The following is an 18,981-nucleotide window of genomic DNA, read 5'->3' as shown; positions in this document are numbered from 1 at the left end:
GCGGCAGCGTCGGCCCCGGGGCTCACTGACTGAATGTCACGGGAGCCGCTGGCGGACGACGGGTGCCGCCGTTGAAAGTCAAATAGCGACGTCGCTCGACAGCAGGGCTTCGGCCATGCCGGTCATGATTGCGCGCCTGCCGGTAAAGGGTTCGCGTCCGTGGACTGCGAGCATGTTGTCGATGAACAACACGTCGCCCTGTTGCCAACTGAAACGCACCAGCGAGTCGAGGTAGGCCGCTCGCAGCGCCTCCAGGACCTGCGGCTCGATGGGTTCGCCGTCGCCATAAAAGGTGTTGGTGGGCAGGTCGAGGTCGGTGAAGTTGCTCTGCAGCGAATCGCGGATGTGCGGTGGCAGGGTGCTGATGTGAAAGAAGGTGGCGTGGTTGAACCAGACCTCTTCACCGGTGCGTGGATGGCGAACCACGGCGGGTCCGCGCTGGCGGGTGCGCAGGCGATTGTTGTCTTTCCATTCCACTTCGATGCCGACGCTGGCGCAGTAGGCTTCGACTTCGCTGCGGTCTTCGGACTGGAACACCGACTGCCACGGCAGGCCGAAACCGTCGCCGTAGTTGCGCACGTACATCACGCCTTTTTCCTTGAAGCGTGCTTCGATCTCCGGGCTGATGGCGGCCTTGACCGCTCGGGTCGAGCCAATCGGGGTTTCGCCACCGGTCTCGGAGGGGAGCTGGCAATAGAAGAACAGTCGCAGCGGGAAACGTGGCGAGTAGGAATGTTCGTTGTGGGGAAAAATCATCTGGTCGGCCGGGTAGTCGGTCGAGGTGTAGATGTTGCCGCCGACCCGGGTCCGGGGCGACGCTCGGAACATGTATTCCAGGGCACCGGGGGAGAGGGTGGCGATCACCTGGTCGAACTGCTCGACGGACGTCACGTTGAACCCGCGAAACAGCAGGGCACCGTATTGCAGCAGTTTTCTCTCGATGGACTCGCGCTCGCCAGTGGCCCAGGCCGCCAGGTCGACGCCACTGACCGCCGGCTCGATCACCAGCGGCAGGGCATGCTCCGGGCTGAGCAGGCGCTCGGTGACCAGTTGCTGTTCCGAGACGTTCATGGCTTTGCGGCGCACGGCGCCAAGGGCGCGGGGCGATGGGGGCATGATAGACATAACGGCATCCGACTCGGTTAAAGGGACATTGAGCGACGTTTGGCTTGCAGCATCTGGCTGCGACCGGCCAGCGCCCGGGCCTGTTGCCGCTCGCGCTGGAAAGCCTGGTCCCAGGCATCGATGCGCTCGGCCAGGGCCGGCAACGGTTCGTCCAGCAGGAGGCGGGTTTCTTCCAGCAGGCGCATCCACAGGTGTTGCAGGCGCAAGGCGCGGTCCTGATCGAAGTATTCGCCGCGGTACTTGAGGGTCGCGGCGAGCCCCTCGGTGCTGTGCACCAGATCGAGCACCAGATGGAAGTCTCCTGGTGCCTGGGCCACCTCCAGCGCCTGCAGGTGCGCGCCGGCGATGGTGGTCGGCGTGACTCGTGACGGCTGATAGTTGAGCTTCACCTGGAACAGCGGCGAGTGACCGGGCAGGCGCTGCGGCGCCAGGGCCGACACCACCAGGTCGAAAGGCAGGCCCTGGTGGGCATAGGCCAGACGCGACTCATCGCGAACTCGCTCCAGGAAACCGGCCAGGGTTGGTTCGCCCTGCAGGTCGCAGCGCAACGTCAGCTGGTTGACGAAGAAACCGATGACGTCGTTGTGCTCCGCCAGTGGACGGCCGCTGACGTCAGTGCCCAACAGGAAGCGTTGTTGGCCGCCCAGTTGCTTGAGCACCAGCTGATAGCTGGCCAGCAACAGCATGAACAAGGTCATGCCCCGTTCGCGGGCCAGCGTCGAAAGTGGCTCGCAGAAGGCCTGGGGCACCTTGAAATCCAGGCTGTGTTCACCCGGGACCTGACCGCTGCCGCCCAATTCGAGGGTCTGTGGCAGGCCGGCCAGATGCTCACGCCAGAAGCCCTGCTCGGTGGCGATCCGCTGTTCGCTCCAGTGCGCGGCTTCCCACTGGGCGAAGTCGAGGTACTGCATCGGCCATTCAGTGCTTGCCGAGCCGGCCAGTTCCGCCAGCAGCACCTGCGCCGAGCGACCGTCAAAAGCGATGTGGTGCACGGTCAGCACCAGATCGTGTTGCTGGTCCGTTTGACTCAGCAACTGCGCCCGCAGTATGGGGCCGTTGACCAGATCCACCGGCGTGGCGTGTTCGCTCGCCAGGCAGTCGTGCAGCGCTTGCTGTTCGGTCTGCCCGTGCCAGTTCAACGGCACCGGCGTGGCGGGCAGAACCTGTTGCTGCGGGCCGTCCACACCGTCGCGATAGACCGTGCGCAGCACGCTGTGACGGTTGACGAGGCTGTTCAAGCGCTCTGCCAACCCCTCGACGTCCAATGGACCTTGCAGGCGCAGGTGCAGCACCAGGTTGTGGCGAGTGTCGTCCGGGTTCAACTGGCGCAGGAACCACAGCCGGCGCTGGGCGAAGGACTGGCGGGTTTCGCTGCCGTCCGTACGTTCGGCCGAAGGGCTGGCCGCGGTAGATGGCGCACTGAGTAACGCCAGCAGGTCTTGCGCCCATTGCCCCAGGGTCTGCTCACCGAACAGGCGCTGGGTGTCAAGGCTCCAGCCCAGGTCCCGGTGCAGGCGAGCGGCGAAATCGGCGACGCCGATGGAGTCCAGGCCTTGTCCGATCAGACTCCGTTCGAAGTCTGGAAGCAGATACGGATTCACCTCGCGCAGGGTCTGCTGGAGCCATTGCCGGCAGGCGGCCTGGGCGTCTTGCGCCGAAGCCTGGACAAGATTCTTGAGTTGGTCGAGGCCAAGGGTTTCGCCGCTGGAGACGAGCTCTCCGCCGCTCTGGGCGATGATGCTCAGCGTCCCCGCCGCCAGCTGCTTGCGCGCACCTTGTCGGGCGATCTTGCCGCTGGTGGTCATCGGGATGGTGCCGGCTTCCACCAGCACAATCTGGTCGATGCCACAGTCGGCGGCTTCGCGCACGGCGTTCTGCATCGAGGCAAACAACGCCGGGTGGCGCGCCGGGTCGACAAATTTGCGCTGCGGCTCGGCGACGATCACCAGTTTCTCCCGGCCCAGGGCCGGGTCCATTTCCGAGAACGCGGCGATGCGCCCGGTGCGGATGCCCGGCTCGGCATCGGTGATGGCGAACTCGATGTCGTGGGGATACAGGTTGCGCCCGTTGAGGATCAGCAGGTCCTTGAGCCGTCCGCAGATCACCACCTGGCCTTCGTGCATGAAACCCAGGTCGCCGGAGCGCAGGTAATGGTCGGTCGAGCCGACAATGCGCGCTTCAAAGGCTTCGCGGGTGGCCTCGGGGTTTTTCCAATAGGACTCGGCGTTGCTCGGCCCCTTCAGCCAGACTTCACCGATGCGATCGGCGGCGCAGCGTTCATGGGTTTGCGGATCGACGATGGCGATGCTGTGCAAGGGCTGGGGGAAGCCACAGGCAACGAATTCGACCGCGGCGGCATCGGCGGCCGCCAGGGCCACGCGACCGGTTTCCAGCACTGCTTTATCCAGGCGCAGCGTCACCGGCAATGCATCTTCCGGTGTAGCGCTGACACACAGAGTCGCTTCGGCCTGGCCGTAACCCGGGCTGATCGCCAACGGATTGAGGCCGCAGGCGGCAAAGCGCTGGGCGAAGGTATCCAGGGTCCCGGGGTGGATCGGCTCGGCACCGTTGATCGCGTGTTTCCAGGCGCTCAGGTCCAGTTGGGCGATCAGGTTGTCGCTGACCACCCGGTTGCACAGGGCGTAGGCGAAATTCGGCGCGAAACTGACGGTGCCACGGTAGCGACTTAACGCCTGCAACCAGGTCGACGGCGCGTTAACGAAGGTCTGCGAAGCCATCAGGTAGCAGGGCATGCCGCTGTAGATCGGTGCAAGCAGGCCACCGATCAGGCCCATGTCGTGGTACAGCGGCAGCCAGTTGACCATGGCGCCGTGTTCATCGAAACCGTAGGCCTGGCGCATCAGCTCGACGTTGGCGATCAGGTTGCGCTGCCGCACCTCGACGCCTTTGGGCGAACCGGTAGAGCCCGAGGTGTATTGCAGGAAGGCCACGGTCGCACCGTCAATGGCCGGACGCTGCCACTGGCTGGCCGGTGGTGTGCCCAGGTGCTGGACGGTGAGCACGTCGACACGGCCCTCCACCAGTTCCAGCAAACCTTCGCAGTGATCCGCCGGGGCAAGAATCAGTGCCGGCTCGGCGTCCACCACCACATTGCGCACGCGTTCAAGGTGCCGCGGTTTGCGCGACGGCGGCGGAAACAACGGCACGGCGATCATGCCGGCATATACGCAAGCGCAGAAAGCCCGGGCGTAGTCGAGGCTGCTGGGCAGCATCAGCAACACGCGGTCGCCTGGCGCATAGCGCGATTGCAACGCCGCCGCCAGGGACTGGGACTGCTCGTGCAATTGAGAGAAAGTCAGGGTTTCGCCGATCGTGACGCCGTCCGGCAAAAAGTGCAGGGCGGCACGTTCTGGAAAGCGCCGGGCATTGGTTTCCAGCACTTCGATCCATTGTTCGAATGAAGACATTTTGCAATTCACGCCATGGCCACGATGACCTTGCGGTCACCGGTGTAAGGATTGCGACCGTGTGCGACCAGTCGGTTGTCGAGCATCAGCACGTCGCCGGGTTGCCAGGGGAAGCTGACGGCGGTCTGGCGGTAGACCTCGCGCACGCGGTCGAGCATCTCGTCGGGGATGGCCGAGCCGTCGCCGAAATACACATGGCGCGGCAGGTTCTCTTCTCCCACGGCGGCCAGCAGACTGGCGCGTACGCTCGGTTCGATGGCCGATACATGGAACAAATGGGCCTGGTTGAACCAGACCCATTCGCCGGTCTCGGGATGCTGCTGCACCGCCGCGCAACGCTGGCGGGTGCGCAGGTCACCGTCGGCTTTCCATTCCCACTCGATGTCGTTGTCCCGGCAATAACGTTCGACCTGGGCGCGGTCCTCGGTGTTGAAGACTTTCTGCCAGGGCAGGTCCAGGGCGCCGCTGTAGTTGCGCACGTAAAGCAGCTCGCGGCTGGCGAACAGCTCGCGGATCTCGCTGGGCATGCGCTGGTAGATCAGGCGACTGTCGGCAATCGGCGTCTCGCCGCCGGTTTCACTGGCCTTGATGCAGTGGAACCAGATGCGCGAAGGCCAGGGCCGGGTATAGGCCTGCTCGTTGTGCAGAGGGATGAACTGATGGGCCGGGTATTCCGTGGAGCTGTACACCCCGGCGAAGACTTTGCTGCGCGGCGTGGAGCCGAACTCATAGCTGGCCAGCGGTGCACCGAAGCTGGCGGCGAAGCGCTTGAAGTCGATCGGGGTCGCCACGTTGAAGCCGCGAAACAAGACTCCGCCCACGGTGTTCAGCACGTGGGGCAGGCTGTCGCGCAGCGATGCGTCCAGATCGTGAATCGACTGCCCAGGCGTCGCCTGCACCCACACGGGCAACGAGTGTTCACCGCCGTCCGTGGAAGTCATTGAAAAAGGCTCGGAACGCCTGTCCAGGTGTTCGATTGAGGTCATCCTTGCACATCCTCTTCTATCTTTTTCGACCCGTTACAAGACCTGAAGATGGCGCGCCAGGCGCCTCTGTAGGACTCGTCTGTAGTGTTTTGGATCTAATACAGGACGACATACTAGGTACAAATGAGAGAGATTATCAATACTATTTATTTAATTTTTTTTTTGGATTAGACTCCGCTCCGCTGGCGCCAAACAGCGTTCGGCCAGCTCAAAAAAACCAAAAATATCTGTCGCAGGGGTGCGGGGCTTGAATTTCAAAAAGAATACAATTGCGTTGGCTGTGGGGTCGGCAATCGGCCTTGGCAACTGTGCATGGGCAGCGGAAGAGTCCACTGCCGTGGAGATCGCTCCGATCACTGTGACGGGTGAGAAAATCAACCGTACCCTGGAGCAGACCCAGTCCAGTGTGGTGGTCGTCACCGAAGAGAAGCTGCGCGAGCACGCCGACAAGGACCTGGTGGATGTGTTTGCGCGCACACCGGGTGTCTATAGCCAGGCCGGCAACGAAAACTGGGGTATTCGTGGCGTGCCGGTGTCCGGCTTTGACGACCAGGGGCCGGCAGCCCTTAACGGTGCTGTCTCCGTGTATGTCGACGGCGCCGTACAGCCGAACCGTGCGTTGACCTTGAGCCCGGTTCCGCTCTGGGACGCCGAGCAGGTCGAAGTGTTCCTCGGCCCGCAATCCACTACCCAGGGCCGTAACTCCCTGGCTGGTGCGGTGGTGATCGAGACGAAGAAACCGACGTTCGAGCCCAGTTTCTCGGCGCAAACCAGCATGGGGAACTATGGTGAGCATGGGGCGGCCGTCGCAGGTGGTGGCGCCATCGTCGATGACAAGATCGCCGGCCGGATTGCCGTGGACTATACCGACGGCGACGGCTACATCCGCAACACCACGCTGGATAAGGACGCCAACCCGCATCGCACCAGCAACAGCCGCGGTAAATTGCTGATCCTGCCTAATGACGATACTGACGTCCTGTTGACCTACGCCCACAGTGAACATCGCCAGGGTGACCGCTCGACGATGCGCGGCGCCGATGGCAAGCCCAGCTATTACGACATCGCGTCCAACACCGAGGCCTACGACAACCTCAAGCAGGACACCCTCAGCGCCAAGGTGGATTATCGTCTGAACGATGCCTGGTCGCTGACCAGCATGACTGCCAATACCAGCTCGGACTACAGCAACCGTCTGGACTTCGACCAGACTGCCGTGGACAACGAGGTCGTCCTGCGTAAGCAGGAGGGTAACCTGTTCAGCCAGGAGCTGCGCCTGAACTACGCGTCGGACACCGTGAAGAGTTTCGTCGGTGCCTACTACGGCCACAACACCAACAAATTCCACGATCGGTTGTTGTTCGATAACGTCCTGGTTCGTACCGTCAAGGGTGATACCACGATTGATAACAAGGCGGTGTTTGGTGAAGTCAACTGGACCTTCGCGCCTCGCTGGACGTTGATCACCGGTCTGCGTTACGACCACGAGACAAACGACACCGATATCGACCAGGATGGTTCCTTCGCTCCGGCGACAGTCAAGAAATCGTTCGATGCCGTGCTTCCGAAACTCGGCATCGACTACGAGCTGGCGACGGACCAGTATCTCGGTTTCATGGTGCAAAAAGGTTATCGCGGCGGTGGTGTCAACCTGCGCTCTGGTAGCGGTCACCAAGCCTATGACCCGGAATACACCACCAACTACGAGCTGTCCTATCGCGGTTCGTTCTTCGACAAGACCCTGCGTACCCGCGCCAACCTGTACTACACCGACTGGAAAGACCAGCAGGTCAGCGTGCGGCAGGCCGGTACTAACGTCATTGATATCTACAATGCCGGTCGCAGCGACATTAAGGGCCTTGAGGTCTTCGTCGAAAAAGACGTCACCGATCAACTGACCCTGAACTTCGGTGGCGCCATCACTGATAGCAAGTACAAGGACTTTGTCTCTGACAACGGCCAGGACAGGAGCGGCGAGTCGTTCCTCTATTCGCCTAAATACAAGGCGTCGGTGGGTGGTGTCTATCGCTTTGACGATCGCCTGATGTTCGGCACCGATATCGTCTATCAGAGCACCGCGCCTTCGGAATACGAGTTCGACTCGAATGGCAAGGTCAGTGGCGAGCGCAAGAGCGATGCCTATGTACTGGTGAACTTCAACACCGAGTACAAACTCACCAAGAACGTCGCCGTATCCGCCTACGTCAAGAACGCGTTCGACAAGGAATATGTCACGAACAACCGCAACGACGACATCATCGACGTCGGCGCACCACGCACGTTGGGCATGATCCTGCGCTACGACATGTAAGCCCAGGGGCGCGGGAAGGCAATCTTCCCGCGCCCGGCTTGCAGCGTCACGGAAGTTTGTTTTCAGGCTGTTGTTCCCTTCAAACCCAGCCTCCATGGAGGAAATCATGAACGCTTTTTCAAATGCCACGACAGGTGGCGCGCCACAGCTACGCCTGTTGCATACCGGTCTTTCGAGCCCTTACTGCCTGGATCCGACGCCGTTGCTGGAGCGCCAGCAACAGCAGGAGTCCAATGCCCGCAGCTATCCTCGGCGCATTCCCCTGGTGCTCGAACGGGCCCACGGTATTTATGTGCAGGACAGTCGCGGGCAGGTGTTCGTCGACTGCCTGGCGGGTGCCGGCACCCTGGCCCTGGGTCACAACCACCCGGTGATCGTCGAAGCCATCAGTCAGGTCATGGCGGCCGGCGTGCCCATGCACACCCTCGACCTCATGACCCCGGTCAAGGATGCCTTCGTCCAGGAAATCTTCGCCTGCCTGCCCAGCGAGTTCGCTCGTAACGCCCGCATCCAGTTCTGCGGCCCGAGCGGCGCCGACGCGGTCGAAGCGGCGCTCAAACTCACCCGCACCGCCACCGGTCGCCATTCGGTACTGGCGTTCGAAGGCGCTTATCACGGCATGACCCTGGGCACGCTGGCCATCAGCGGCAACCTGTCGCCGAAAAATGCCCTCGGTGCGTTGACGCCTGGGGTGCAGCGCTTGCCGTACCCCCATGATTTCCGTTGCCCGTTCGGGGTGGCCGGGGAGCAGGGCGTGACGTTGAACGTGCGTTATCTCGAGCATCTGCTCAATGACCCGGAAAGCGGCGTGACCGCCCCGGCGGCGATGATCCTGGAGCCGATCCAGGGCGAGGGCGGGGTGATCGCCGCGCCGGACCGCTGGCTCCAGGAACTGCGCCGCTTGACCCAGGCCCATGGCATTCCGCTGATCGTCGACGAGATCCAGTGCGGTATCGGCCGCAGTGGCCGGATGTTCGGCTTCGAGCAGTCGGGTATCACTCCGGACGTCATTACCCTGTCCAAGGCCATCGGCGGAGGCCTGCCGCTGGCGGTGATGGTCTACAACGATTCGCTGGACACCTGGCAACCGGGGGCCCACGCCGGCACGTTCCGCGGCAATCAACTGGCCATGGCAGCCGGCACCGCGACCTTGCGCTTCATACGCGATGAAGGCCTGGTCAAGCACGCCGAAACCGTGGGCGCTCACCTGCGCAAACAGCTCCAGGCGCTGCAAAGCGAATTCGCCTGGATCGGTGACGTGCGCGGTCGCGGCCTGATGCTGGGCATGGAAATCGTCGACCCACAAGGCACCCTCGACGTGCAGGGACATCCTCCGGCGGATACCGCCCGGGCCAAGGCCTTCCAGCAGGCCTGCCTGAAGCATGGCTTGATCGTCGAGCTGGGCGGACGCCACGGCGCGACCGTGCGCTTCTTGCCGCCGCTGATCATCACCGAACAGGAAATCGATTTCGTCGCGCAAATCCTGTTTCAAGCGGCCAGCACGATCAACGAGCGTCCCGTTCGTTAACGAATCCCCCCAGGGGCTTGCCGACAGGAACGGCAAGCCCCTCGGTTGGGAAGCGGTACCAGACTTTTGATACCCGTACATTCTGAAAAGGACTATTCGCATGTACAGACATTCAGCATCGGCGTCTCCCGCAACGCAAAAACCAGGCGAGACGGCGACCACTCGACAACCGCCCGAAGACGACCGTCACAGCATCCGTGAATTGCTGCGACATTACGGGCTGCGCACCAGCCTGATCCGCCTCAAGGTCATCGATGCCTTGCTCGTTGCCGCCAGGGATGGGCGTTCCATAAACGTGCGCGGGGTGCACCGCTACCTGGAGCTGTTTGCGGCCGAGTTGTCGGTCGTCAGCGTGCGTGAAGTGCTCAGGCGGCTGTGTGAGGAGGGCATCATTCTTTTTCAGGTCGACAAGAGTTACTGCTTTACTCGCGAGGCCAGCGCAATACTCGAACAGTGCTCGAACCGCTGACCGGACCAGATCGTTAGGGTCCTTTCGATGCTTGCTTGACGTCAATGCATAATTTTGTTAGGCGGTATAAAGCCCCCGACTTATAGGTCGATAGCCCTAAGAGGTCCGACTGATCGTGCAGTTTCGTCGAGGGGTACGTCATGTTTAATAAAGCGCTAAAAAGTGAACTGATGGCCAGGACAGCCGAATTGGCCACATACAAGGGATTGGTCGGCGCCTTGGAACGGTCGATGGCCGTTGTCGAGTTCAGCCCCGATGGCAAGGTGCTTCGGGCGAATGAGAATTTTCTCAGCACGATGGGGTATCGTGCGGATCAGTTGGCCGGTCTGTCCCATCGTGACTTCTGTACTTCCGCACTGGCGGGCAGCGCCGAGTATCGCGAGTTCTGGAATCAGCTGCGTGCCGGTCAATTCGTTTCCGGCACCTTTCAACGCGTCGGCGGACAAGGCCAGCACATCTGGCTGGAAGCCAGCTATAACCCTGTAAAGGATGAAAACGGCCGCGTCGTGAAGGTGGTCAAGTACGCGCTGGACGTCACTGCCAAAGTCGCAAGCGAGGCCGAAACCCGTGGCAGGCTGGCGGCGCTTGACCGGGCCATGGCGGTGATTGAGTTTGACTTGGGCGGCAACGTGCTGACCGCAAACGATTCCTCCAGGTCATGAATTATTCGCTGGCCGAACTCAAGGGCAAGCACCACCGGATGTTTTGCGAACCGGAGCTGGTCAGCCGTTCCGAATACAGTGATTTCTGGCGCCGTCTCAATGCTGGTGAGTTTTTCAGTGGCCAGTTCAAGCGCCTCGGCAAGCACGGCAAGGTGGTCTGGCTGGAGGCGAGCTACAACCCGGTCTACGACGCTGAAGGCAAGTTGAGCAAGATCGTCAAGTTCGCCACCGATATCACCGAGCGGGTGGAGAAGTTCGAGGAAGATTCACGGGGGGCGTCCCGTGCCTATCACATCTCCGCCGAGACCGAGAGAGTCGCCGAGCAGGGTGCCCAGGTGATCCACCAGACGGCCAAGGAAATGCGCCAGATCGCCGACAATATCGGCGCCTCCGCGCGTCTGGTCGGGCAATTGGGGGCTCGCTCGGAAGAGATCACGGCAATCGTCAATACCATTCGCGGCATTGCCGAACAGACCAACCTGCTGGCCCTGAACGCCGCCATCGAGGCGGCGCGGGCCGGTGATCAGGGACGGGGGGGCGCGGTGGTGGCCGACGAGGTCAGGCAACTGGCCGGGCGTACCAGCCGTTCGACGTCGGAGATCGCGGAAATGATCGGCATGATCCTGTCCGAAACCCGTGAAGCGGTCGCCAGCATGAACGTGACCCATGAGGGCGCGTTGCGCGGGGTAACCCTGGCCGACCAGGCCGGATCGGTCATCGTGCAGATCAGGACCGGCACCACGGATGCACTCGAAGCGGTGAGCATGTTTGCGTCCAAGCTCGATGAGTCCGATGTCATTCCCAAGACTGCGGTCGGCTGGGTGGGTTGAGGCGGGCTGTGGTGCGTGTTCGATGAATGCCTGCACTTGCACGCTGATCGACCCTGACATGGAGCATGACGTCAGTGTCGCTCAGCGTACCCGCTCACGACTTTCCACCGCCAGGTCCAATGCCTTCTGCATATCCAACCGCGCCGAGCGCCCTACGTCCTTGTCATTGAGTTGGTAGCGGCGCTCCGACGGCAGGATGGGCGCGGTGAGGTCTTGCGCGTCCATCCGTTCGAAGTCGTGGTTGTCGCCGATGGTCAGGGCGCTGCGGCGCAATAGCGTGCGCAATTGTTCAGGCTGAAGTTGCGGGTTGATGGACAGCATTGCCGCCAGCAGGCCCGCGACCATGGGCGTGGCGTAGGAGGTGCCGCAATGCACCGCACCGTCCTGGCCTGCACCGGGCGTCGAGGCGTGAGTGCAAGCGGCGGCGGTGATGTCGACGCGCATGTCGACGTTCGAGGAGCTGCGCTTGACCGCATAGGCAGGATCGTCGACGGCGACCCCGGCACGCTCGCTGCGCTGGTGACCACCGACCACCAGCAACTGCTCGGTGATGAAGGAAGAGGGCAGTCGGTACTCATCGCTACCCGAGAAGGACGAGCCGTTGCCGGCGGAGTTCACCACGATCACGTCGGGGTGCTCCTTGCGCAGCCAGAGGAAGAACTCCTCCAGCAGTTCCTCGTAGCCGCTCATGGCGATGCCTGAGCGCAGCAAGGAGTCCACATCGTCCCCCTTGATGTCCTTGGCCCCCACCCGATGGATGCCCCAGCTCCAGTTGAGCACGCGTACGCCATCCTCCACGAGGTTGACCGAGGCGGCGATATTGGCGGTAATCCCGACATCGGAATTACGTTCGACGATGACCTCGAAGCCACCACTGGCCTTATCCAGGCCGCTAAGAAAACCGGTGTTGCCGCCGTCATTCCAGCGCGCAGCGAGGAGGCCCGCGACGGTGGTGCCATGGCCGTCCGGGGCATCGGCATCGCGGGCATAGACACAGGTGCGCGGTACCGAGCAGGCACCGAGGTAGTCGGCAAAATCCGCCGTGTCGAAATCCACATCGCGCTCGATCAGGCCGATGCGCACGGGTTGCGGCTGGATGGGCGCCTGCTTTCCGGGAATGCGCCGCTGGTAGTAGTGCACCGCGTCGAGAAAGCGGTTCGCCGCCCATTCGTCGGAGTCCTGTGCCGGCTTCTTCGGTTCTTCAGGGCGGGCCGTGGATTGCTCGGTTTCTTCCGCCGCGGACTCTTCGATCACCACCGCATCCACACTGGTTTCACTGCCCAGGCGCAGCACCAGTGCGTCACGCTGCATCAGGTCCGTGGCCGGCAGACGAAGTTGATAAAGGTTCAACGGGGCAATGCTGCCGACCACCGTCGCCCCGTACTTGCTGGCAAGGCGCTCGGCTTCCTGGCGGCCGGCATGGTCTTCCTCGATCAGCAGGCTGACCAGATTGACGTAAGTGGTCAGTCCGTCCATGTTCTTCGCCACTTCGTCCGGTCCGGCGGCCAATACGTGGCTGTTGCGCAAGGTCAGCCAGGCGGCGTTGCTGGTACGAGGGCCATCCTCCAGCCAGAGAGGGCCGCTTTGGTAATGGGTGCTATCCAGCTGCAAGCGCAGGTTCTGCCCCTCGCGCCGGACCGCGTCCGGGGGGATCGCTCGGTTGCCCAGTTTCAATTGCGGCACGCCGTCGTCCAACCCGCGCACCGTCAGGCACCAGTCCTGGCGCTGGTTTTCCAACAGCGCACCGCAACGTTTCAGGTTTTCCAGGCGTAGCGGTTCCTGGGCATCGGCGGCTGTGCCAGTCGCCAGGGTGAATAGCGCAGCGAGGACGGCTGATCGTAAGGGCATGGGACGATTTCTTTGCCAAGGGCCTGATTGCTCCGACTCTCTTGGCCATCGATACGTTCCAGGCAAGGCCTGCCTGGTCGGACCGAAACTCCTCCGCTTGTTCAGATGTCCATTGATCACCCTAAGGACCTGATATCCGGCTCGCGTGTCCTGGGGCGCATTTATCGAGAGCTTAGGTTGGAGATGATGGACGCCGATAGCAAAGCCAAAGTCGCGCAGATATTCGACCAGCTCCTGGCTCTGCGCGAAAGCGTGAGTGAGCTTCAGGAAAAAGAACTGCGCAGGGTAATAGCGCTTCGCGGACATCAGACCGTAGACGTCGACGAAGCGGTCCATCAATCTTTTGTGGACCTTCAGAATCACATTGCCGGAATGGAAGAAGTACTGGCAACGATTGCCGAGGCCACCGGTATTATCCCAAAGCTCTGAGGTTCCCCGGAACACCCCTGTGGGAGCGAGCCTGCTCCGGGCGGCGATCCGACGATGGCGGCGGCTCCGCTTGCATCTATCTCGAATATGCCGCCATATCGCAAACACCCACGCACATTGCCGTTACTTGAAAGGAGATACTCAAATGGAATTACGCTGTACATCAATCGAAGAAGTCCGCCAGCAGATCGACCAGATCGACCGCCAGGTCGTTGCACTCCTGGCCCGGCGCGGCAACTTCGTCACGCAGGCGGCAGCCTTCAAGAAAACCACCGACGATGTGCGCGCGCCGGCGCGGGTCGAGCAGGTCATCACCAAAGTGCGTGGGATTGCGAATGAAACCGGCGCCTCGCCTGATGTCGTGGAGCGGGTCTACCGGGCCATGATCGCTGCGTTCATTGACGAAGAATTGAAAACCCACTCGGCCCTCACAGCCCAGTCCTGACGCCATCGGCCTTCATCACGAACAGGTTCAGCGAGGCTGGCCCCCCCGGCTTCGCGCCGCCAAGGCACGCGTGCCTCACCCCTGCGGCACGCAACTATCGTTAGAAGTAATAGTGACCATCACTAAACGCATGTTCTGCTTTGTCGCCAGTCATTGGACAATTGCGCCCATCGAACAGGTGGCTCCAGACATGACGCAACAGCGTTCCGTCGTCACACGAGCCTGACCCATTTTTATTTTCGGGATGAAACTGATGCGCTTTTTATTCGTGCCGGTCATGGCGTTTGTTTCTTTGCTGCTCACAGGTTGTGCCTCTGCGCCAAACGATCCGACGCTGACCCTGCAGACCCAAAAGACCCCGGCCGAGTATGCCGAGTGCGTCATACCGAAATTGCAGGACAGTCAGTTGAACCCGATGGTCTCACAGACCCAGCGCAGCTACCGGATCGTCGTGCCGAGCAAAGTCTCTGCGGACAACGTGCTGGAAGCCTACAAAGCCGGGAATGGCGGCAAGGTGTTCATCTACGAGCGGCACCTGCTGGCCTCGAACCTGCTGCCTTCGAGTTTCGAGCGCGCCGCAGAAGACTGCATCTGATTCAACGGATAGACGCTTTTCACAGAGCTCCTTTGGTTGGCCGCAACCAACCAATTCCTTGCCCCGCCGACCCATTTGGTTTGCGGGGCTTTTTTATGTCTGCGATCAGTGCGGGGCTGTCAGATCTGCTCCAGCAACCAGCCACGAAACGCCCGCAAAGACGGCAGCATTTCGTTGCGCGGCGGGTAGGTGAGGTAGTAACTGCGCCGGCTGGCGAATGGCAGGTCGAGGCCGATCAGCTCGCCATTGGCCAACTCGTCGGCCACCAGGATGCGGGGCACCAGGCCGATGCCGATGTCCGCGCGCACCGCCTGGATCAAGTGCGAAGTGAGTTCGAAGCTGGGGCCCAGGCGCATCCTGGCGTGGGGCAGGGTGTGGTGACTGAACCAGTCACCCCAGACGTTGGGGTTGTTCGCCACGTTGAGCAGCATCTGTTCGCTGATCCGTTCCGGCGTCCACGTCTCATGGGCCTTGGCCGCCTGGGCCGAGATGATCACGATCAGTTCTTCGGCGTGCAGGCGATGGCTGATCAGGCCTGGCAGGTCGGCCGTGCCGACGACGATGGCGGCGTCGATGCCGCTGGTGTCGAAGTCGATGGCGTCGATCCGCGAACTGATGTGCACCAGGATGCCGGGGTGGGTTTTGTAGAACTCATGCAGGCGCGGCAGCAGCCACTTCGAGCCGAAGGTCGGCAACGTCGCCAGGCGCAGGGTGCCGCTGCCGGACTGATAAGCCATGGCCTGCAGCGTCGCGCTGCGGATGCGTCCGAGCGCCTCGCTCATCTCCCGTTGGTAGAGGCGACCGACATCAGTCAGCCGGACCTGTCGGCCTTCGCGACGAAACAGCGTCAGCCCCAGTTGCTCTTCCAACGCCTGGACTTGTCGGCTGACGGCACTTTGCGTCAGCGAGAGTTCGACCGCGGCCCGGGTGTAGCTTTCATGCCGAGCGGCGGCTTCAAATGCCAGCAGCAGTGACATGGATGGCGTAAGGTGGCGGTAATTCATTCGAAAAAGTCATCGATAGCGGCAGGATTATCGGGTTGTCTGCGCCAGGAACCTGGAGGAACATTGACGCAGGTCGTTCCGAGCCTGACCTATTCATGCGCTGGCGACAAGTATTTACGTGATTAGCCCCCCAAGAGGCCGTTAATGATTGCCCAACTGCCCGTGGTTGCCCCCGCGGCCCACTACCCGGAATTCATCGAGGCCCTGCGCGCCAGCGGCTTTCGTGGTCATCTGAGCGCTGACTACGGCACCCGTACCGTGTTGGCGACCGACAACTCGATTTACCAGCGCCTGCCGCAAGCGGCGGTGTTTCCCCAGGACGCTGACGACGTTGCGCGCATCGCCACGCTGATGGCTGAACCGCGGTTTCGCCAGATCAAGCTGACGCCACGGGGCGGGGGCACCGGCACCAACGGCCAGTCATTGACCGACGGCATCGTGGTCGATCTGTCGCGACACATGAACACCATCCTCGAAATCAACGTGGCCGAGCGTTGGGTCCGAGTGCAGGCCGGCGTGGTCAAGGACCAACTCAACGCCGCGCTCAAGCCCCACGGGTTGTTCTTCGCGCCGGAGCTGTCGACCTCCAACCGCGCCACCGTGGGCGGCATGATCAACACCGATGCCAGCGGCCAGGGCAGTTGCACCTATGGCAAGACCCGCGACCACGTGCTGGAGCTGCACAGCGTGCTGCTCGGCGGCCAGCGCCTGCACACCCAGCCATTGTCCGACGCCGAGCTGGAAACCGCGTGCGCCGAACCGGGTCGCATCGGCGAGGTATACCGCACCGCCCGGCAGATCCAGGAAACCCAGGCCGAGCTGATCGAGTCGGTGTTCCCCAAACTCAACCGCTGCCTGACCGGCTACGACCTGGCGCACCTGCGCGATGATCATGGCCGCTTCAACCTCAACAGCGTGCTCTGTGGCGCCGAAGGGTCGCTGGGGTTCGTGGTCGAGGCCAAGCTCAACGTGCTACCGATTCCCAAGTATTCGGTGCTGGTGAACGTGCGCTACGGCAGCTTCATGGACGCCTTGCGCGACGCCAACGCATTGCTGGCCCACAAGCCGCTGTCCATCGAAACGGTGGACTCCAGGGTGTTGCTGCTGGCGATGAAGGACATTGTCTGGCACAGCGTCGCCGAGTATTTCCCGGCCGACGCCGAGCGCCCGACTTTGGGCATCAACCTGGTGGAGTTCAGCGGTGATGACGTTGCGCAAGTGAACGCCGAGGTGGCGGCCTTCGTGGTGCATCTGCAACACGACACGACCATCGAGCGCCTGGGTCATACGCTGGCGGAAGGCGCCGAGGCGGTGAACCGTGTCTATGCCATGCGCAAGCGCTCGGTCGGGCTGTTGGGCAACGTAGAAGGTGAAATCCGGCCGCAGCCGTTCGTGGAAGACACCGCCGTACCGCCGGAACGGTTGGCCGACTACATTGCCGAGTTTCGCGCATTGCTCGACGGCCACGGCTTGAGCTACGGCATGTTCGGTCACGTCGACGCCGGCGTGTTGCACGTGCGGCCGGCACTGGACATGAAAGACCCGGCCCAGGCCGCGCTGGTCAAGCCGATTTCCGATGCCGTGGCCGAACTCACCCAGCGTTATGGTGGCTTGCTCTGGGGTGAGCACGGCAAGGGGCTGCGCTCGGAATACGTGCCGGCGTTTTTTGGCGATTTGTACCCGGCGCTGCAATCGCTCAAGGGCGCGTTCGATCCGCACAATCAGCTCAACCCCGGCAAGATCTGCACGCCGCCGGATGCCGTCGAAGGCCTGCTCAAGGTCAACGAGGTCACGCTACGTGGTGACCTGGATCGGCAGATCGACGAGCGCGTCTGGCAGAGCTACGGCACTGCCGTGCACTGCAACGGCAATGGTGCCTGCTACAACTTCGACCCCGACGACGCCATGTGCCCGTCGTGGAAAGCCACCCGTGAACGCCAGCATTCTCCCAAGGGGCGGGCATCGCTGATGCGTGAATGGTTGCGCCTGCAAGGCGCGGCCAATGTCGATGTGCTGGAAGCGGCGCGGGGCGGTGCGTCGTGGTTGAAAGGCTTGCCGGCTCGGCTGCGTAACAATCGTGCGCGCTCCCAGGGCCAGGAGGATTTCTCCCATGAAGTCTACGACGCCATGGCCGGCTGCCTGGCCTGCAAATCCTGCGCGGGGCAATGCCCGATCAAGGTCAACGTGCCGGAATTCCGCTCGCGTTTCCTGCAGCTCTACCACGGCCGCTATCAACGGCCGCTGCGCGACTACCTGATCGGTTCGCTGGAGTTCACCATTCCCTACATGGCTTACGTGCCGGGCCTCTACAACGCGGTCATGGGCTCGACCTGGCTGAGCCGGCTGTTGGCGAACCAAGTGGGCATGGTCGACAGCCCGTTGATCAGTCGCTTCAACTTCCAGGCCACCCTGAGCCGCTGCAAGGTCGCGGTCGCCAGCGTACCGGCCCTGCGTGAACTCACGCCGGCGCAACGGGAGCGCAGCGTGGTACTGGTGCAGGACGCCTTCACCCGTTACTTCGAAACGCCGTTGCTGGCCTCTTTTATCGAGCTGGCGCATCAACTGGGTTACCGGGTGTTCCTGGCGCCGTACAGCGCCAACGGCAAGCCCTTGCATGTGCAGGGTTTCCTCGGTGCCTTCAACAAAGCGGCGATCCGCAACGCCGCCCAGCTCCAGGCACTCGCTGGCTGCTCGGTGCCCCTGGTCGGTCTGGATCCGGCCATGACCCTGGTCTACCGCCAGGAATATCAGAAAGTGCCAGGGCTCAAGGCTTGCCCGAAAGTCCTGTTGCCTCAGGAGTGGTTGGTCGATGCGGTACCGCAAACGCCGAATCCCGTTGCCCGGACGTACCGCCTGCTGGCGCACTGCACCGAAAAGACCAACGTGCCCGCCAGTACTGCCCAGTGGCAAAGCGTGTTCACCAAGTTGGGGCTCAAGCTGGTGACCGAGGCGACGGGCTGCTGCGGCATGTCCGGCACTTATGGCCATGAACTGCGCAACCAGGATACCTCGCGAACCATTTTCGAACAGTCCTGGGCCGGCAAGCTGGACAAGGAAGGGGAGGCATTGGCGACGGGGTATTCGTGCCGCAGCCAGGTGAAGCGGCTGGCGGACAAGCAGCTGCGGCATCCATTGGAGGTGGTGTTGGAGCAGGTATTGGTTGAGCGGCGGGGTTAAGCAGCAGGGACTGGCGGGTGCCCCAATAACCCTGCCTACCCGCAATCCCCTGTGGGAGATTCTATGTTGCAGGACAACCCTGCAACATAGGCTTCGGCTGGTATTCGTCCTGATTTTTCATCAGGGCAAATGCCACTCGGCAAA

14 protein-coding genes and 1 pseudogene are annotated in these 18,981 nt (G+C 62.2%); 10 read left to right on the top strand and 5 right to left on the bottom strand.

Translation table 11 applies throughout. The features are described 5' to 3' along the window. Window positions 1–78: 78 nt before the first annotated feature. From FBY02_RS26650 to FBY02_RS26640, 3 genes are read right to left on the bottom strand one after another with little or no spacing between them, the layout of a single operon-like run. On the bottom strand, window positions 79–1,125 hold the full coding sequence (locus tag FBY02_RS26650; protein WP_144931325.1) for a TauD/TfdA family dioxygenase: 1,047 nt from the start codon (window positions 1,123–1,125) through the stop codon (window positions 79–81). 17 nt (window positions 1,126–1,142) lie between these two features. After that, window positions 1,143–4,553, bottom strand: coding sequence for a condensation domain-containing protein (locus FBY02_RS26645; protein ID WP_144931322.1), 3,411 nt, complete (start codon window positions 4,551–4,553; stop codon window positions 1,143–1,145). Between the two features lie 8 nt (window positions 4,554–4,561). Next, complete coding sequence (locus FBY02_RS26640) at window positions 4,562–5,539, bottom strand: TauD/TfdA family dioxygenase (protein ID WP_144931320.1); 978 nt, start codon at window positions 5,537–5,539, stop codon at window positions 4,562–4,564. A 247-nt stretch (window positions 5,540–5,786) separates the two neighbouring features. On the opposite strand from FBY02_RS26640, the gene FBY02_RS26635 reads away from it, so the two are divergent. From FBY02_RS26635 to FBY02_RS28910, 6 genes and pseudogenes are all read left to right on the top strand, one after another. Further along, the gene (locus FBY02_RS26635) at window positions 5,787–7,850 is read left to right on the top strand and encodes a TonB-dependent receptor (RefSeq protein WP_144931318.1); all 2,064 of its coding nucleotides are present in this window, start codon (window positions 5,787–5,789) and stop codon (window positions 7,848–7,850) included. A gap of 106 nt (window positions 7,851–7,956) precedes the next feature. After that, a complete protein-coding gene (locus FBY02_RS26630) occupies window positions 7,957–9,378 on the top strand; it encodes a diaminobutyrate--2-oxoglutarate transaminase (RefSeq protein WP_144931315.1) in 1,422 nt (473 codons plus the stop codon). A gap of 100 nt (window positions 9,379–9,478) precedes the next feature. Further along, window positions 9,479–9,847, top strand: coding sequence for a fe2+ zn2+ uptake regulation protein (locus FBY02_RS26625; RefSeq protein WP_144931313.1), 369 nt, complete (start codon window positions 9,479–9,481; stop codon window positions 9,845–9,847). Window positions 9,848–9,987: 140 nt separating this feature from the next. Next, window positions 9,988–10,509, top strand: a complete 522-nt coding sequence (locus tag FBY02_RS28920; RefSeq protein WP_371921440.1) for a PAS domain-containing protein — start codon at window positions 9,988–9,990, stop codon at window positions 10,507–10,509. Further along, window positions 10,506–10,703: pseudogene (locus FBY02_RS28915) on the top strand (PAS domain-containing protein); the annotation flags it as partial. The gene FBY02_RS28920 and the pseudogene FBY02_RS28915, both read left to right, overlap by 4 nt. 51 nt (window positions 10,704–10,754) lie before the next feature. Next, complete coding sequence (locus FBY02_RS28910) at window positions 10,755–11,339, top strand: methyl-accepting chemotaxis protein (RefSeq protein ID WP_371921441.1); 585 nt, start codon at window positions 10,755–10,757, stop codon at window positions 11,337–11,339. 81 nt (window positions 11,340–11,420) lie between these two features. On the opposite strand, the gene FBY02_RS26615 is transcribed toward FBY02_RS28910, so the two are convergent. Then, window positions 11,421–13,187 carry a S8/S53 family peptidase gene (locus FBY02_RS26615; RefSeq protein WP_144931311.1) on the bottom strand — a complete coding sequence of 589 codons (1,767 nt, stop codon included), beginning with the start codon at window positions 13,185–13,187 and terminating at the stop codon, window positions 11,421–11,423. Window positions 13,188–13,370: 183 nt separating this feature from the next. Between FBY02_RS26615 and FBY02_RS26610 the strand changes: the two genes are divergently transcribed. The 3 genes from FBY02_RS26610 (at window position 13,371) to FBY02_RS26600 (ending at window position 14,656) form a co-directional block, all read left to right on the top strand. Then, window positions 13,371–13,616: a hypothetical protein gene (locus tag FBY02_RS26610; protein ID WP_306085260.1), complete on the top strand. Its 246-nt coding sequence runs from the start codon at window positions 13,371–13,373 to the stop codon at window positions 13,614–13,616. A 145-nt stretch (window positions 13,617–13,761) separates the two neighbouring features. After that, the gene (locus FBY02_RS26605; RefSeq protein WP_144931309.1) at window positions 13,762–14,061 is read left to right on the top strand and encodes a chorismate mutase; all 300 of its coding nucleotides are present in this window, start codon (window positions 13,762–13,764) and stop codon (window positions 14,059–14,061) included. Window positions 14,062–14,314: 253 nt separating this feature from the next. After that, on the top strand, window positions 14,315–14,656 hold the full coding sequence (locus tag FBY02_RS26600; RefSeq protein ID WP_144931307.1) for a hypothetical protein: 342 nt from the start codon (window positions 14,315–14,317) through the stop codon (window positions 14,654–14,656). Window positions 14,657–14,775: 119 nt separating this feature from the next. Here FBY02_RS26600 and FBY02_RS26595 read toward each other — a convergent pair whose 3' ends face one another. Further along, on the bottom strand, window positions 14,776–15,660 hold the full coding sequence (locus FBY02_RS26595; RefSeq protein WP_144931305.1) for a LysR substrate-binding domain-containing protein: 885 nt from the start codon (window positions 15,658–15,660) through the stop codon (window positions 14,776–14,778). A gap of 144 nt (window positions 15,661–15,804) precedes the next feature. Here FBY02_RS26595 and FBY02_RS26590 point away from each other — a divergent pair, with 144 nt between their 5' ends. Beyond that, entirely contained in the window at window positions 15,805–18,837 is a 3,033-nt protein-coding gene (locus FBY02_RS26590; protein WP_144931303.1) for an FAD-binding and (Fe-S)-binding domain-containing protein, read from the top strand. Window positions 18,838–18,981 lie beyond the last annotated feature (144 nt).

It is taken from the genome of Pseudomonas sp. SJZ078 (genome assembly GCF_007828255.1).
GTDB lineage: Bacteria > Pseudomonadota > Gammaproteobacteria > Pseudomonadales > Pseudomonadaceae > Aquipseudomonas.
This window is presented reverse-complemented; position numbering and strand designations above follow the sequence as displayed.